Source organism: Polaromonas sp. (genome assembly GCF_029945685.1).
Taxonomy (GTDB): Bacteria; Pseudomonadota; Gammaproteobacteria; order Burkholderiales; family Burkholderiaceae_C; genus Polaromonas.
This window is the reverse complement of record NZ_JAQSDA010000006.1, coordinates 199,841-216,133: the sequence shown is the minus strand read 5'-3', so window position 1 is coordinate 216,133 and position 16,293 is coordinate 199,841. Positions and strand designations below refer to the sequence as shown.

The 16,293-nt window shown below is 65.5% G+C and carries 14 protein-coding genes; 8 read left to right on the top strand and 6 right to left on the bottom strand.

The features are described 5' to 3' along the window. Nucleotides 1-25: 25 nt before the first annotated feature. The 6 genes from PSV26_RS03515 to PSV26_RS03490 all read right to left on the bottom strand — a co-directional run bounded on the left by PSV26_RS03515 (nt 26) and on the right by PSV26_RS03490 (nt 7,252). Entirely contained in the window at nt 26-1,183 is a 1,158-nt protein-coding gene (locus PSV26_RS03515; RefSeq protein WP_300567805.1) for a thiolase, read from the bottom strand. Beyond that, on the bottom strand, nt 1,180-1,587 hold the full coding sequence (locus PSV26_RS03510; RefSeq protein WP_300567802.1) for a Zn-ribbon domain-containing OB-fold protein: 408 nt from the start codon (nt 1,585-1,587) through the stop codon (nt 1,180-1,182). The genes PSV26_RS03515 and PSV26_RS03510 overlap by 4 nt, the downstream gene beginning before the upstream one ends. After that, complete coding sequence (locus tag PSV26_RS03505; RefSeq protein WP_300567799.1) at nt 1,584-2,756, bottom strand: acyl-CoA dehydrogenase family protein; 1,173 nt, start codon at nt 2,754-2,756, stop codon at nt 1,584-1,586. Before PSV26_RS03505 ends, PSV26_RS03510 begins: the two co-directional genes overlap by 4 nt. Continuing rightward, complete coding sequence (locus PSV26_RS03500) at nt 2,753-3,919, bottom strand: acyl-CoA dehydrogenase family protein (protein WP_300567796.1); 1,167 nt, start codon at nt 3,917-3,919, stop codon at nt 2,753-2,755. Before PSV26_RS03500 ends, PSV26_RS03505 begins: the two co-directional genes overlap by 4 nt. Nucleotides 3,920-4,012: 93 nt before the next feature. Next, nucleotides 4,013-5,179, bottom strand: a complete 1,167-nt coding sequence (locus tag PSV26_RS03495; RefSeq protein ID WP_300567793.1) for an acyl-CoA dehydrogenase family protein — start codon at nt 5,177-5,179, stop codon at nt 4,013-4,015. Nucleotides 5,180-5,197: 18 nt separating this feature from the next. Continuing rightward, complete coding sequence (locus PSV26_RS03490) at nt 5,198-7,252, bottom strand: NADPH-dependent 2,4-dienoyl-CoA reductase (protein WP_300567790.1); 2,055 nt, start codon at nt 7,250-7,252, stop codon at nt 5,198-5,200. A 159-nt stretch (nt 7,253-7,411) separates the two neighbouring features. Between PSV26_RS03490 and PSV26_RS03485 the strand changes: the two genes are divergently transcribed. The 8 genes from PSV26_RS03485 to PSV26_RS03450 all read left to right on the top strand — a co-directional run bounded on the left by PSV26_RS03485 (nt 7,412) and on the right by PSV26_RS03450 (nt 16,290). Next, nucleotides 7,412-8,578: an acyl-CoA dehydrogenase family protein gene (locus PSV26_RS03485; RefSeq protein WP_300568064.1), complete on the top strand. Its 1,167-nt coding sequence runs from the start codon at nt 7,412-7,414 to the stop codon at nt 8,576-8,578. Next, on the top strand, nt 8,575-9,366 hold the full coding sequence (locus PSV26_RS03480) for an enoyl-CoA hydratase/isomerase family protein (protein WP_300567787.1): 792 nt from the start codon (nt 8,575-8,577) through the stop codon (nt 9,364-9,366). Before PSV26_RS03485 ends, PSV26_RS03480 begins: the two co-directional genes overlap by 4 nt. 31 nt (nt 9,367-9,397) lie before the next feature. Continuing rightward, a complete protein-coding gene (locus PSV26_RS03475) occupies nt 9,398-11,005 on the top strand; it encodes a carboxyl transferase domain-containing protein (protein ID WP_300567783.1) in 1,608 nt (535 codons plus the stop codon). 66 nt (nt 11,006-11,071) lie between these two features. Continuing rightward, the gene (locus PSV26_RS03470; protein WP_300567781.1) at nt 11,072-13,069 is read left to right on the top strand and encodes a biotin carboxylase N-terminal domain-containing protein; all 1,998 of its coding nucleotides are present in this window, start codon (nt 11,072-11,074) and stop codon (nt 13,067-13,069) included. Nucleotides 13,070-13,087: 18 nt separating this feature from the next. Next, on the top strand, nt 13,088-14,077 hold the full coding sequence (locus PSV26_RS03465) for a hydroxymethylglutaryl-CoA lyase (RefSeq protein ID WP_300567778.1): 990 nt from the start codon (nt 13,088-13,090) through the stop codon (nt 14,075-14,077). Nucleotides 14,078-14,250: 173 nt separating this feature from the next. After that, nucleotides 14,251-14,364, top strand: coding sequence for a hypothetical protein (locus PSV26_RS03460; protein WP_250637255.1), 114 nt, complete (start codon nt 14,251-14,253; stop codon nt 14,362-14,364). 50 nt (nt 14,365-14,414) lie between these two features. After that, nucleotides 14,415-14,612: an SDR family oxidoreductase gene (locus PSV26_RS03455; RefSeq protein ID WP_056278186.1), complete on the top strand. Its 198-nt coding sequence runs from the start codon at nt 14,415-14,417 to the stop codon at nt 14,610-14,612. Nucleotides 14,613-14,694: 82 nt separating this feature from the next. Beyond that, complete coding sequence (locus PSV26_RS03450) at nt 14,695-16,290, top strand: carboxyl transferase domain-containing protein (RefSeq protein WP_182118930.1); 1,596 nt, start codon at nt 14,695-14,697, stop codon at nt 16,288-16,290. Nucleotides 16,291-16,293: the final 3 nt, after the last annotated feature.

Sequence of the window (16,293 nt, the reverse complement as noted above, 5' to 3'; positions counted from 1 at the left end):
GTCTCCTGGTTGTGAAGTGGAAAGATCAGACGGTGGCGGCCGTGCCCAGCAGGGCCGTCACCTGGCTTGAAAGAACGCCGCCGTTGCCATGGCACAGGGCGATCTCCGCGCCCGGAACCTGGCGGTCGCCGGCTTCGGCGCGCAGTTGCTGCACCGCCTCGATCAGCAGGAACATGCCGTACATGCCGGGGTGGCAGCACGACAGGCCGCCGCCATTGGTATTGACCGGCAACACGCCACCCGGCGCGATGCGCCCGTTGCGCACAAAAGCGCCGCCTTCGCCCTTCGCGCAAAAGCCCAGGTCTTCGAGGAACAGCAGCGTGTTGATGGTGAAGGCGTCGTACAGCTCCAGCACGTCCACGTCCTTCGGTGCCAGCCCGGCCATGGCGAAGGCGCGCGGCCCCGACTCGGCGGTGGCGGTCACGGTCAGGTCGGGCATGGAGCCGATCTGGCGGTGCCAGGTGGCGGCGGCCGCGCCCAGCACGTAGACCGGCGGCTTGGGAAAGTCTTTCGCCCGCTCGCTGCGTACCAGCACCAGGGCACCACCGCCGTCGGTCACCAGGCAGCAATCGAGCACCGACAGTGGATCACTCACCAGGCGCGAAGCCAGCACCTGCTCGATGCTGAGCGGCTCACGCGCATAGGCCAGCGGATTGAGCTGCGCCCACTGGCGCGCCGCCACCGCGATGTGCGCCAGGTCTTCGCGCGTGCTGCCGTACTGGTGCATGTGGCGCGCGGCGGCCAGGGCGTAGCTGGAAATCGGGTAGCGCGGCTCGTAGGGCGCTTCGTACAAAGGGGTCTCGGCCATCGACTTGAGCTTGCCGAAGCCCGAACCCTGGTTGCTGCCATAGCAGATCAGCGCCACTTCGCACTGACCCGTGTGCAGGGCCATGGCCGCGGTGAGCAGGTGGCTAACGTAAGACGAGCCGCCGACCATGGTGGCTTCGCAGAACTTGGGGTGGATGCCCAGGTACTCCGCCACTGACAGGCCGGCGAGAAAGTGATAGGACGAACCGGTGAAAAGGCCATCGACGTCCGACAGCTTCAGGCCCGCATCGGCCAGCGCGCCGTGTACCGCTTCGCCCAGGATTTCGAGCGCGCTGCGACCGGGCGCCATGGGAACGCCGCTCAGACTGGCGCCGACGATGGCGGCGGCGCCACGCAGGGGAGAGGTGGTGCTCATGGTGTGGCGCCCTCGGGGATGAAGACCAGCAACTTACCCTTTATGGGGTCGTCGATCACGCGGGCCTGCACGCGCATGCCGATGCGCACCTGGTCGGGCGGCACGCCGTCGATGCGCGACATCAGGCGCGGCCCCTCGGCCAGGTCCACCAGCGCCACGTTGTAGTCGCCGCCGGCCTGTGGCTTGCGGCGCACCGTGGTGCTGGAATAGACACAACCGGCCCCGCTGGGTGCCACCCATTCGAGTTGCGCCGAGCCGCAATGGGTGCACAGCGCGCGCGGGTAAAACACATGCTGGTCGCAGGCGCTGCAATGCTGGATCTGAAAGCGGCCCTGCGCCAGCGCCTGCGCGAACTGCGCGTCCGGGCCGGGGCCTTCAAAAACGGAATTGCGTGCGTCGCTCATGACGGCAACTTCAGCACGCTGGCAGCCAGGATGTTGCGCTGCACTTCGTTGCTGCCGCCGTAGATGGTGGCCGGACGCGCGTTGTAGAAGGTGGTCAGCGCATCGGTTTTGCCACCGGGCAGCGCGATGGGGCCGGGCAGGGCGCCACTGGCGCCGACGACATCAACCAGCAGGTCGGCCAGGCGCGAATAGGTTTCGGTGGCGAACAGCTTGAGCATCGAGACATCGGGCCCCAGGGTTTCGCCGCGCTTGACTTGATCGATGAAGCGGCCATAGAGCGCGCCCAGGTCGGCCACGTCCAGCGCCAGCTTGGTGTAGCGGTCCACAAAGCCGGTGTCCTCAAACAGGCCGAGCCGCTGCGCCGCTTCTTGCACGCGTGCCAGTGCGTACTGGCTTTGCTTGGGGCTGCCCAGGAAGATGCGCTCGAAGCCGAGCAGCGCCTTGGCGATGGTCCAGCCCTTGTTGAGTTCGCCGACGATGCTGGTGCGCGGCACGCGCACGTTTTCCAGGAAGACCTCGCAGAAGTCCTCGCTGCCCGCGATGTTGCGGATGGGCCGCACCGTGATGCCCGGCGTTTTCATGTCGGCCAGCAGGAAGCTGATGCCTTCCTGCTTCTTGGCCGATTTGTCGGTACGCACCAGCAGGAAGATGTGGGTGGCGTCCTGCGCCAGCGTGGTCCAGGTCTTTTGTCCGTTGACGATGAAGTCGTCGCCGTCGACCACGGCTTCGGTGCGCAGGCTGGCCAGGTCGGAGCCGGAATTGGGTTCCGAGTAACCCTGGCACCAGATGTGCTCGCCCGCGATGATCCTGGGCAGGTAGTAGGCGCGTTGCGCCTCGTTGCCGTGGTTGATCAGCAGCGGTCCGACCATGGTGATGCCCATGTCGGGCGCGCGCGCCACGCCCCAGCGTTCCTGTTCTTCAATGAAAATGATGAGCTTCTCGGGCGAGAGGCCCATGCCGCCGTATTGGCTGGGCCAGTTCGGAGCAACCCAGCCTTGTTTGGATAGTGCCAGGTACCACGGTCCGATTTCGGACCAGCGCAGGCGTCGCTGCGGGTAGCGCCATTCGCCGGGAAAGCGGGTTTCAAAAAATTCGCGCAGGGTCGCGCGGAAGCTGGCGTTGTCGAGCGCATTCCAGTCGGTGGAGGTGGATGTGGAGGAGGTGTTCATGCGTGTTCCTGCGCGGTGGCGTTGCGGGTGAGGTCGGCGTAGCGGCGGCGTTGCTGGGTGCCATTGCCCAGCCAGGTGGCCAACACCAGGGCACGCTGCAGGTACAGACCCAGGTCGTATTCGTCGGTGACGCCAATGGCGCCGTGCAGTTGCACCGCTTCGCGTGCCACCTGCAGCCCGGCGTCCGACGCGCGCGACTTGACGCGGCTGGCCATGGCCGAGCGCGCTGTGGCATCGCCGTCCTGAGCATCGAGCAGGGCCACCGCCTGCGTCACCACGCTGGCGGTCAGTTCCTGCTGGATCAACAGGTCGACGGCGCGGTGCTGTAGCGACTGGAAGCTGCCGATCGGCTTGCCGAACTGGACTCGCGTGCGCAGGTAGTCCTGTGTCATGGACAGCATGCTGCGCACCAGGGCCAGCAGTTCGACACTGGTCATGATCAGGGTTTCGTCGTAGGCGCGGGTCAGCGCGGCCACCGCGCCCGGGCCCTCAGCCATCAGGTGGCTGGCGGGCAGGCGGACCTGGTTGAGGTCGAGCTCGGCCGCATAGCTGCCGTCGGCCAGTGCTTGGCTGTTCACTACCAGGCCGGCCGCATCGGCCGGCACCCACACCAGGGCCAGGCCGTTCGGGTCGGTGGCGCTGACAATGTAGCCGTCGGCCCCGGCGCCGGGGCGCACATGGCGCTTGTTGCCATTGAGCAGCAGGGAGTCGCCCTGGCGCTCCAGCCGGGTCGCAGCCTGGCCCGGGCGGTCTTTGGCGCCGGTGATGTCTTCCTGCCAGGCCACGGCGGGCAGGGTGCGGCCTTCAGCCATCTCGGTTAGCAGGCGCGTGGCCAGTTCTGAGGGGGCGGCATGAGTCAGCAGTCGGCCTGCGAAAACCAGCACCGGCACCACCGGCTCGGGCGCGACCTGCGTGGCGAGCGCGGCGACCACCTCGGCCATTTCAGCGAAGCCTTGCTCGTAGCCGCCCATGGTTTCGGGCACCAGCAGCCCCGTCCAGCCCTGCTCGGCCAGGGCGGTCCAGAAGCGGCGTTCGAAGCCCGGCGTCTGCCGGCGCTGGGCGCGGGCGCGGGTCAGTGGCGATTCCTTGGCGGCGAAACTGAGTGCGCTTTCGCGCAGCATGTTCAGTTGTTCAGCGTGTTCGCTGTCGGGAGTGGTGGTCATGATGGGGTGGGTGGTGTCATGGGTTAAAAGAGGGTATTGACGAGGGCATTGCTGGCCTTGGCGGAAAGAAAATCGGTCGTGGGCTCGTGAATGTCAATAGGATTTGGGCAGACCCAGCACCTTCTCGGCGATGAAGCACAGGATGAGTTGCGGGCTGATCGGCGCGACGCGCGGAATCATCATTTCGCGCAGGTAGCGCTCGACGTGGTATTCCTTGGCGTAGCCATAGCCTCCGAGCGTGGCCATGGCACGCTGGCAGGCGTTGAAGCCGGCTTCGGCCGCCATGTACTTGGCGGCGTTGGCATCGGCGCCGCAGGGCAGGCTGTTGTCGTATTTCCAGGCCGCGCGCATCGCCATCATCTCGGCTGCCTCAAGCTCCATCCATGATTGCGCCAGCGGATGCTGGATCGACTGGTTCTGCCCGATGGGCCGGTCAAATACCACGCGTTCACCGGCGTACTTGACGGCCACCTCCAGCGCCTTGCGGCCCAGGCCGATCGCTTCGCCCGCGATCAGCACCCGCTCCGGGTTCATGCCGTGCAGGATGTATTCGAAGCCGCGCCCCTCTTCGCCGATGCGGTCCTCCACCGGGACCCGCAGGCCGTCGATGAAGAGTTCGTTCGAGTCGACCGCCTTGCGACCCATTTTTTCGATTTCGCGCACCTGCACAAAACGGCGGTCGAGGTCGGTGTAGAACAGGCTCAGGCCGAAGGTCGGTTTCTTGCAGTCCTCGATCGGCGTGGTGCGTGCCAGAATCAGCATTTTTTCGGCCACCTGGGCGGTCGAGATCCAGACCTTCTGGCCGGACAGCACATAGTGGTCGCCAACCCGCTCGGCACGGGTTTTCAAGCGGGTGGTGTTCAGACCGGTGTTGGGCTCGGTGACGGCGAAGCAGGCCTTCTCGCGGCCCTCGATCAGCGGCGGCAGCATGCGGCGTTTCTGCGCCTCGTTGCCGAACACGGCCACCGGCTGCAGGCCGAAAATGTTCATGTGCACCGCCGATGCGCCCGACAGCCCGGCGCCCGACCGCGAGATGGCCTGCATCATCACGGTGGCTTCACTGATGCCCAGCCCGCCGCCGCAATATTCCTGCGGCAGGCAAATGCCGAGCCAGCCGCCATCGGCTAGGGCGCGGTGCAGCTCGTGCGGAAAGCCGCCAACCTTGTCGCGTTCGAGCCAGTAGCCGTCGTCGAAGCGGGCGCAGATTTTACCGATGGCCTCGCGGATGGATTCGTGCTCTGGGTTGGGTGTGAAATCCATAGGGATGCTCGAGTGGGTTCAGAGGGCCAGACCGAGGCGCGTGCCCTGGTCAATGGCGCGCAAGGCATCGAGTTCGGCGGCCAGCTCGGCGCCGCCGATCAGATCGGGCGTGAGGCCGAGCGCGCGCAGTTCGGCAAGCAATGCGTTCTCGCTGTCCTGACCGGCGCACAGGACGATGGTGTCCACCTCCAGCGTCTGTGGCACGCCGTTGACGCTCAGATGCAATCCGGCGTCGTCGATGCGTTCATAGCTGCAGCCCGACAGCGTGCGCAGGCCGCGCCGCGCCAGCTCGGCCTTGAGCGCCCAGCCGGTGGTCATGCCCAGGCTGCGCCCGGGTTTTTCCGGCTTGCGCTGCAACAAGGTGACTTCGCGTGGCGAGCCGACCGGCTGCATCGGTTTCAGGCCGCCAGCGGCTGAGGGCGAAGTGTCGACGCCCCATTCAGCGTGAAACCGGTCGACCGCCTGCGGCGTGCTGGCGGCGCCATCAGCATGTTCTTCGTGTAGCAGGAACGCCGCCACGTCGAAACCGATGCCCCCGGCGCCGATCACCGCGACCCGGTGGCCCGCCTGCACCCGGCCCGACAGCAGGTCGGCATAGCTCACCACTTTCGGGTGAGTTATGCCCTGGATCTGCGGCGTGCGCGGGCGCACGCCGGTGGCCACCACGATGCGGTCGTAGTGGCCGTTGACGAGAGAGGGGGCATCCGCGCGGGTATTGAGCTTGAGCGTCACGCCATGCCGCGCCACGCCTTGCTTGAAGTAGCGCAGCAGTTCATTGAATTCCTGCTTGCCCGGCACGGCCCGGGCCAGGTTCAACTGGCCGCCGATCTCGGGCCCGGCTTCAAACAGGGTGACCGCATGACCGCGTTCGGCCGCGGTCAGCGCGCAGGCCAGTCCGGCCGCGCCGGCGCCGATCACCGCCACCTTGCGCGGCACGGCCCGTGGCGGCAATAGCGAAAACTCCAGTTCGCGGCCGGCGCGGGGATTGACCAGGCAGGTCGCGGGCCGGTGGGCGAAGATGTAGTCGAGACAGGCCTGGTTGCAGGCGATGCAGGTGTTGATCTCATCGGCGCGACCCTGCGCCGCCTTGCGCACGAAGTCGGCGTCGGCCAGGAAGGGGCGCGCCATCGACACCATGTCGGCGTCGCCACTGGCCAGGATTTCTTCGGCCAGATCGGGCGTGTTGATCCGGTTGGAGACGATGACCGGGATCGACACCGCTTTTTTGACGCGAGCCGCGGCGAAGCGCCAGGCGGCACGTGGCACGACATAGGCAATGGTCGGGATGCGTGCTTCGTGCCAGCCGATGCCGGTGTTGAGGATGTCGGCACCGGCGGCCTGCACCGCCTGGGCGAGCTGGGCGATTTCATCGGCTGGGGCGCCGCCTTCGACCAGATCAAGTGCCGAAACACGGACCATCAGCAGAAACTGCGACCCCACCCGCGCGCGCGTGCGACGAACGATCTCCACCGGCAGGCGATGGCGATTTTCCATGCTGCCGCCAAATTCGTCGCTGCGGTTGTTGGTGCGCGTGACGGTGAACTGGTTGAGCAGGTAGCCCTCCGAGCCCATGATCTCGACGCCATCGAAGCCGGCGCGCTGCGCGAGTTCGGCGCAGCGCACATAGTCGTCAATCGTTTGCCAGACTTCGGCTGTGCTCAAGGCGCGCGGCGCGCGCGGGTTGATCGGAGAAGGGATGTCGGAGGCTCCGACGGGCTTGGCGATTTTTGCGTAGCGGCCTGTATGCAGGATTTGCAGAATGATCTTGCCGCCCTCGGCATGCACCGCCTGTGGGATCGGTTTGAGCGCATCGGCTTGCTCCGTCGTGACAAGCAGGGGACCGGTTTCATCCAGCAGGCCATCCTGGCAGGGGGCATAGCCGCCCGTGACGATCAGGCCCGCACCACCGCGCGCCCGCTCGGCATAGAACAGGGACAGCCGGTCGATGGAGCGGTCCAGCGACTCCAGACGGGTGTGCATCGAGCCCATCAGCGTCCGGTTGCCAAGGGTGTGCGCGCCGACCTTCAGGGCGGACAGTAGCGTCGGAAAGAAAGCAGTGGCTTCGGTGGACATCGAGAAAGTTTCCTTGAAAATCTAACTAACACCTGTTCGATGATATATCATACGGCGTCGACCAGCCATGCAATTGACGAGCACCTCAAATTCTTCGTCCGGATTGACGGTGTGATGCAGGCGGCGATTTCGGCAACAGTCAGCCAGGAGGTATTACCCATGATGTTCGATGACGACCAGATTGCGCTGCGTGACGTGGCGCGCCGCTTTGCACGAGAGAAGCTCAGGCCCGATTACCAGAAGCGCGAATCGCAACCGGGCATCGACCGGGCGCTGTTTAAGGAAATGGGCGCGCTTGGTCTGATCGGTGTTGATCTGCCCGAGGAATATGGCGGCTTGGGCTTGAGTGGTGTCACGTCCGGCATCATTACCGAAGAAATTGCCTATGGCGACTTCAATGTCAGCTACATGCAGTTGCTCAGTTCGCTGATGGGCGCCATCATTCATGCCAATGCGTCCCCCGACTTGGCGCGCACCTGGAACAGCCGGATCGTGGCGGGCGAGGCCATCGTTGCGCTGGGTTTGACCGAACCACGTGGCGGCTCGGATGCAGCCAATCTGCAACTCAAGGCGCGTCGCGTGGGCGACGAGTACGTGCTTTCCGGCGAGAAAACCTCCATCACCTTTGCCGACCAGGCCGATGCCATTGTGTTGTTCGCGCGCACCGGCAAGCCCGAGGATGGCGCGCGCGGCATCAGCGCGTTCCTGGTGGACCTGAACCAGAAAGGCGTGCAGCGCACCCGCTTCAACGACGTCGGCAGCAAGATCATCGGCCGTGGCTCGGTGTTTTTCGACGACGTGCGGGTGCCGGTCGAAAACCGGTTGGGCGAGGAGGGCAAGGGCTTCACGCAGGTGATGCAGGGTTTCGACTTCAGCCGTATCCTGATCGCGCTGCAGTGCGTGGCCGCCGCGCAGGCCTCGATCGACGAAACCTGGGAATACGTGAAGGAGCGCCACACCTTTGGTGCACCGCTGGCACAGTACCAGGGCGTGAGTTTTCCGATTGTCGAATTCGAGACCCTGATCGCCGCCTGCCGCCAGCTTTGTTACCACGGACTGGCCTTGCGCGACGCCGGCCAACCGCACACCGCGGAAGCGGCCATGGTCAAGTGGATGGGACCCAAAACCGCTTTCGACGCGATTCACCAGTGCCTGCTGACCTTTGGTCACTACGGCTGGTCGATGGATCTGCCGCACCAGCAGCGCCTGCGCGATGTGATGGGCCTGGAAATCGGCGACGGCACGGCGCAAATCATGAAGCTGATCGTTGCCCGCGAGCGTGTGGGCCGCGCCGCCGTGCAGTATGCCAAGGAGAGCAAGAAATGAGTCAGGTTCCCCCTCCTGTCGTCGTCACTTGTTCCGGTGCGGTCGGCATCATCGAGTTGGCACGCCCCGAGAAATTCAATTGTCTGTCGATGTCCGTTCATGCGGGCATCGAGGCGGCGGTTGACGAATTCGAGAAACCCGGCTCCGGTGTGCGCGCCATCTTGATCCGCTCGCAAGGCAAGCATTTCTGCACCGGCGCCGACCTCGACGAGGTGAAGTTGCTGCGCGCTGACCCGGCCAAACTCAAGCAGTTCATCAGCTATGGCCACAGCGTGCTCAAGCGCCTGGAGCGCAGCGATCTGCCGGTGGTGGCGGCCTGCCAGGGCCTGACCCTGGCCGGTGGCAGTGAACTGATGCTGGCCTGCGACATCATCTTTGCGGCCAGGGACGCGCGCTTTGGCGACCAGCATGCCCAGTTCGGCCTGATTCCCGGCTGGGGCGGCAGCCAGCGCTTTGCGCGCATCGTTGGCCTGCGCCGCGGCCTGGACATGTTTTTCTCGGCGCGCTGGATTGATGCCGCCACCGCCGAACAGTGGGGCTTGGTCAATTACGTGGTCGAGCCCGACAAGCTGCACGAAGAGGCGCTGGCGTACTGCACCAAGATCGCCACGCGCAGCCGCATCGGCATGGCGACCATGAAGCGCCTGGCGCGCCAGGGCATGGAGGGCTCATTGGAGGTCGGCCTCCAGCTGGAAGAAGACCTGGCGAGTGTCGCCCTGATGGACGACGACGTCAGCGAGGGCCTGGCGGCGTTCGAAGCCCGCCGCACCCCCGTGTTCAAGCCCTGATACTTTTTTACGAACCGACGCAAGAGCGACTATGACCATTCTTTCTTCACGTGTGTCGACTTCTGATGACGAGTTTCGGCTCAACCGCCAAGCCTACGAGGCCGTGATCGCGGACCTGCAGAGTCGTCGCCAACAGGCGCTGGCCGGTGGCCCCCTGAAAGCGCGGGAAAAACACCTGGCGCGCAACAAGATTCTGCCGCGGCATCGCGTCGAAGTGCTGCTCGATCCGGGTTCGCCTTTCCTGGAGGTCGGCATGCTGGCCGGCGAAGGCATGTACGACGGTGTGCCGCCGGGCGCCAGCATCATCACCGGCATCGGCCTGGTGCAGGGTCGAGCGTGCATGATCATCGCCAACGACGCCACCGTGAAGGGCGGCACCTACTACGGCATGACCTGCAAGAAGCATGTGCGGGCGCAGCAGATTGCCTGGGCACACCGCTTGCCCTGCATCACGCTGGTGGACAGTGGTGGTGCCTTCCTGCCGGAAATGGCCAACATCTTTCCCGATGTGGGGCAGTTCGGCAGCATTTTCAACAACCAGGTTCGCATGTCGGCCGAAGGCATCCAGCAGATTGCCGTGGTGATGGGCCCCTGCACGGCGGGTGGCGCCTACATCCCGGCGCTGTGCGACGAGGCGGTGATTGTCAAGGAGCAGGGCTATATGTACCTCGGCGGTCCCGAGCTGACCTTTGCCGCCACCGGCGAGACGGTGGATGCCGAGTCGCTGGGCGGCGCCAAGATGCACTGCAGTGTCAGCGGCGTCACCGACCACATCGCCGAAGATGACCGCCACGCGCTTGCCATCACGCGTGAAATCGTACGGGACCTGGGCGAGCAGCCCAAGCCACGCTGGACGCGCCAGCCGTCGCTGCCGCCGCGCTTCGATCCGCGCGAGATTTACGGCATCATCAGCCGCGACACCAAGATTCCGACCGACACGCGCGAGATTCTGGCGCGCTTTGTCGACGACAGCCGGTTTCAGGAATTCAAGCCGATGTACGGCGACACCTTGCTGACCGGCTTTGCGCGCATCCATGGCCACGAGGTCGGCATCCTGGCCAACCAGGGCGTGCTGTTCCCGGACAGCGCGATGAAGGCGGCGCACTTCATTGATTTGTGCTGCCAGCGCGACATCCCGCTGCTGTTCATGGCCGATGTGACCGGTTTCATGGTCGGGCGCGCCGCCGAGCAGGCCGGGATCGCCAAGGCCGGCGCCAAGATGATCACGGCCATGGCGTCGGCCAACGTGCCCAAGTACACCATCATCATGGGCGCCTCTTACGGCGCCGGCTACCTGGCGATGTGCGGCCGCCCGTTCAATCCGACCGCGATGTTTGCCTGGCCGACCGGCCGCGCGGCCATCATGGGTCCGGATCAGGCCGCCACTGTGATGGCGCTGGTGCGCAAACAGATCAACAAGACCGAGGGAAAAGAGTGGACGCCCGAGGAAGAAGAGGCGTTCAAGGCCCCGGTGCGCAAAATTTACGAAGATTTCCAGCCAGCCACGAATTTCTCCTCGAATTTGTGGGTGGACGGCATCATCGATCCGGTGGAAACACGCGACGCCATGGGGCTGCTGCTCGACCTCGCATCCCGTACTGCCGCCAAACCGACGCCGTTCGGTGTCTTCCGTTTCTAACCAGGACGCCAGCCATGCAACGCATCCTTACCGTCTTGATGATCCAATTCGCCGCGGGAGTCGGACATGATTAAAAAAGTCCTCATTGCCAACCGCGGCGAGATCGCCTGCCGCATTGCCCGCACCTGCCGCAAGCTCGGCCTGGAAGTGGCCACCGTGCATTCCAGTGCCGACCGTCTAGCCCGCCATGTCCGCGAAATCGGTGAATCGGTTGAGCTCGGGGGCGCCGCGCCAAGCGAAAGTTATCTGAACATCGAGGCCATCATCGCGGCGGCCCGGCGCGTGGGCGCCGACGCCGTCCATCCGGGCTATGGCTTCGTTTCGGAGAACGCGGACTTCGTGCGCGCCCTCGAAGCCGCCGGACTCACTTTCATCGGCCCCCGGGCCGAGACCATCGAACGTGTCGGTGGCAAAGCCAGCGCCAAGCGCGAGGCGGCCCGCCTCGGCGTGCCGGTCATCCCCGGCAGCGAAGGCGGCATGACCGACCCGGCCGAGGTGCTGGGCCTGGTGCGCGGCATGACGCTGCCGGTGCTGCTCAAGGCCGTGGCCGGCGGCGGCGGCCGCGGCATGGCGGTGATCGACACGCTGGACGGGCTGGAAGGGCGCATCGAGAGCGCCATGCGCGAGGCGGAAAAAGCCTTCGGCAATGGCGAACTGATCGTCGAGCGCTACCTGCCGCAGGTGCGCCACCTGGAGGTGCAGGTGGCCGGTGACGGCCAGGGCCATGCCATTCACCTGTTCGAGCGCGAATGCACCTTGCAGCGCCGCCACCAAAAAGTGATCGAAGAGGCGCCGTCCAGCGGCCTGAGCCCCCAACTGCGCGCCGCCCTCCTGGCCGATGCGGTAAAACTGGCCGCCGGCGTGAACTACCGCGGCCTGGGCACGGTGGAGTTCGTGGTCACGGGCGATGCGCATTACTTCCTGGAGGTCAATCCGCGCCTGCAGGTCGAGCACCCGGTGACCGAAGAAGTGACCGGCCTCGATCTGGTCGAGCTGCAACTGCGCATTGCCGACACCGGCCGCTTGCCACTGGCGCAGGCTGACGTGAAGTGCACCGGCCACGCTTTCGAAGCCCGGTTGTGCGCCGAAGACGCCACTGCGGGCTTTTTGCCGGCCACCGGGCGGCTGCAGGTGGTCGATTTTTCGCGCGCGGGCGTGCGCATCGAGTCCGGCGTGGACAGCGGCGACGAAATCTCGCCGCACTATGATTCGATGATCGCCAAGCTCATCGCGCACGCGAGCGATCGCGACTCGGCGCGCCGGGCGCTGGTGGCCGGATTGCGCGAGAGCACGGTGATCGGCCTGGTCACCAACCTGGAATTCCTACAGGAACTGCTGGAATGGCCGGAAACCCGCGATGCCACCTTCCACACCCGCCTGATTGACGAGCGCCATGCGCAGCGCGGCGTGCTGGCCCCCGCGGCGCCTCCACTGGAGCACCTGGCGGCGGCGGCGCTGCACTGGCTGGCGCAGCGGCGCGCCGAGTCGCCCGCGCTGGGCTGCTGGACCCTGTGGGACAACTTTACCGGCTGGCGTCTGAGTAGTGGGCCAATTCAGGCCGCGCCCCAGCCGACCCTGGTGCTAAAGGTCGGTGCGACCGAGTGGCCGGTGCGCTTTTCGGCCCGTGATGTTCATGGTGCCTGCACCCTGGTCATTGGCGAGCAGGAAGTGAACACCTCGCTGCAGCCGCTGGCGGCCGGGAGCTCCCTGTTGCATTGCGACGGACGGGCGCTGGAGCTGACGATCCGGGGCGATGCGCAGCAGGTCGAGCTCGCCAGTGCGCTGGGCAGCAGCGTGTTTACGGCGCAACCCTATCTGGGGGGCGCCGCCGGTGACGCCGCAGCCGACGGTCAGTTGGGCGCGCCGATGATGGGCAAGGTGGTCGCGGTCAAGGCAGCGGTCGGCGAGACGGTCGCCCTCGGCCAGACCGTGATCGTGCTTGAATCGATGAAGATGGAGCTGCACGTCACGGCGCCGTTCGAAGGCAGCGTGAGCAGCCTGCGCTGCCGAGTGGGCGATATGGTCGAGCGCCACCAGGTGCTGGCCGAAGTCACCGCCGCTTGATTTCCGAGGAGTTTTACCATGAGTGATTTACCTGCATCCGTCGAGTTCCATGAGGAAGGTCCGCGCGAGGGCTTCCAGATGGAGCAGCAAACCTATCCGCTGGCGGATCGCGCCGCGCTGATTGACGCGTTGGCGGCCTCGGGCCTGAAGCAGATCCAGGTGGCGTCCTTCGTCAGTCCGCGTGCGGTGCCGCAGATGGCCGACACGTCCGAGTTGTTTGCCGCCATCGTCAAGCGTCCCGGCACCCGCTACACGGCGCTCTGGCTCAACGACAACGGCTTCGAGCGGGCGCGCGCCTGCGAACAGGTGGACCTGGACGGCAAGCTGATGTTCTACACCACCGAGCCGTTTTCGCAGCGCAACAACAATTGCAGCGTGGCCGAGATGCGCGAACGCCAGCTCGGCTGGCTGGACCGCTACATCGCCCTAGGCATTCCGGTGGAGAAGGCCTACGTGATCACGGCTTTTGGCTGCAATCTCGGTGGCGCCGTGCCGCTGTCGGTCCTCACCGATCAGGTCCGCTGGCTGGTCGATGCCTGCGCCGACCGGCGTGTGCCGCTGCCGGCGGTCTACTTGGCCGACACCATGGGCTGGGCAAATCCCGAGGAGATCAAGCGCCGCGTCGGCGCGGTGCGCGCGATCGTGCCGGAGGCTCAGATCGGCCTGCACCTGCACGACACGCGCGGCGTCGGCGGTGCCAACGTTTATGCCGCCTTGCAAATGGGCGTGCGGCTGTTCGACAGTTCGGTCGCCGGTCTGGGCGGCTGTCCGTTCGCGGGTCACACGCACGGTGGCGCGGCCGGCAATATCTGCACCGAAGACATGGTGTTCATGTGCCAGGAACTGGGCATCGAGACCGGCATCGATTTAGAGGTGCTGATCGAGGCGTCCCTTCTGGCCGAACGCGTCATCGGCCGCACCCTGTCGGGCCATGTGATGCACAGCGGCTCGCTCAAGGGATTTCGCGCCGGCCAGCGAATGCAAGAGATTTGTGGGGCGGTGCGCTGAATCACATGACAAGGAGAAGGTCATTGGTCGAGTACAGGACAAGGTCATTCTGGTGACGGGCAGTGCGATGGGCATGGGCCAGGTCCATTGCGAGCTGCCTGTCGCGGACATGAACGCCGGGATTGGCGAAACCGTCGCGGCGGGCGTTCGCCAGCGCGGCGGAGTGGGACCGCATGTTCAACGTCAACGTGCGCTACCCCTTTTTCGGCACGCGGACGGGGGTGCCGACGATGAAGCAGGCAGGTGGTGGCTCGATCATCAACATCCTGTCTATCTACGGCCGTTAGGCGCACCCTGTGCCTATGGGGCTTCCAAGGCCGAGGTACGGCTGTTCAGTATGGCCAGCGCGCCCTATCTCGCCCCTTTCAATATTCGTGTCAATTCGGTTCACCTTGGGGCCATCGAGACGCCGATGACAAAGGACTTGTTGAGCGATCCGGCCGATCACAAATCGCTGCTCGGCACCACTCCAATCGGGCGGGCGGTGCAGCATCAGGAAGTGTCGGCGGTGGTGCTGTTCCGGGGCCTCCGATGAGTCGTCCACCGTCATGGGTGCCGAGTTGGTGGTCGATGGTGGCTACGCCGCGGTCTGACCGCGCTTCAAAGGACGAAACAGGATGTCCGTGATTCAAACGCTGGTCGATGTGCAAGGTCCGGGCTTCCGCGACAACCTTGCACACCACGCGGGTCAGATCGCTCTTCTGCGCGCACGCCTGGCCGAGGTGGCCACCGGCGGGCGCGACGCGCACATCCAGCGCCACCGCGAGCGCGGCAAGCTGCTGGTGCGCGAGCGCATCGACTTCATCGTCGATGACGGTAGCGCCTTCCTGGAACTCTCGCCGCTGGCGGCCTGGGATCAGTATGGCAACGAGGTGCCGGGTGCGGGCATCGTCACCGGCGTCGGGATGGTGGCCGGGCGGCCCTGCATGTTCATTGCCAACGATGCCACCGTCAAGGGCGGCTCGTTCTTCCATGAAACCGTCAAAAAACACATACGGGCGCAGGAGATTGCCCAGCGCCTGCGCCTGCCTTGCCTGTACCTGGTGGATTGCGGCGGCGCCTTTTTGCCGGAGCAGGACCGCGTGTTTCCCGACAAGGACCACTTCGGCAACAGCTTCCACCGCCAGTGCCGCATGTCGCAGGCTGGCCTGCCGCAGCTCTCGGCCGTGTTCGGCGGTTGCACCGCGGGCGGCGCCTACATTCCCGCGCTGTCGGACGAAGTGGTGATGGTGCGCGGTAACGCACGCATTCATCTGGGTGGCCCGTCCATCGTCAAGATCGCGATCAACGAAGTGGTAGACGGCGAAACCCTGGGCGGCGCGGAGATGCACAGCCGTGTCTCCGGTGTCAGCGACCACCTGGCCGAGGACGAGCATCAGGCGCTGGCCATGCTGCGTCAGATCGTCGCCAGCCTGCCGCCCGAGCCGCCCATGGTGCCGCCGCTGCCGCCCAGCGCACCACGTTACGACCCGATTGAGCTCGATGGCGTCGTACCGGTCGACCCCAAACAGCCCTACGACGCGCGCGAAATCATTGCGCGGCTGCTCGACGGCAGCGCTTTCCACGAGTTCAAACCGTTGTGGGGAGATACGCTGGTGACCGGCTTTGGCGCGATCCACGGCCAGCCGGTCGCCATCCTCGCCAACAACGGCGCGCTGCTGGCCGAGTCGGCCCTGAAGGGCGCGCATTTCATCGAACTGGCCAACCAGCGCGGAGTACCGCTGCTGTTTTTGCAGAACATCCCCGGCTTCATGGTTGGCACCGAGGCCGAGCGTGGCGGTATTGCCAAGCACAGCGCCAAGATGGTGTATGCCATGGCCTGCGCGCGCGTGCCCAAGCTCACGTTGGTGGTTGGCGGCTCTTATGGCGCCGGCAACTACGGGATGTGCGGCCGCGGCTTTGAGCCCGAATTCCTGTTCGCCTGGCCCAGTGCCAGAGTTGCCACGATGAGCGCCGACATTGCCAGCAACGTGATGGTCGAGCTGGCACGCTCTAACCTGCGCGGCCCGGCTGATGAGGCGCGGCTGCTGGATATCGAACGCAAGGTACGCGAGCAGTACGCGCGCCAGAGCGATCCCTATTACGCCACCTCCCGGCTGTGGGACGACGGTCTGATCGAACCCTCGGCCTCGCGCGACGTGCTGGGCCTGGCGCTGGCGCTGGCGGCGCGCCGTGCGTTGCCGAGTACGGCAACCCCTGTTTACCGCATGTAAGAG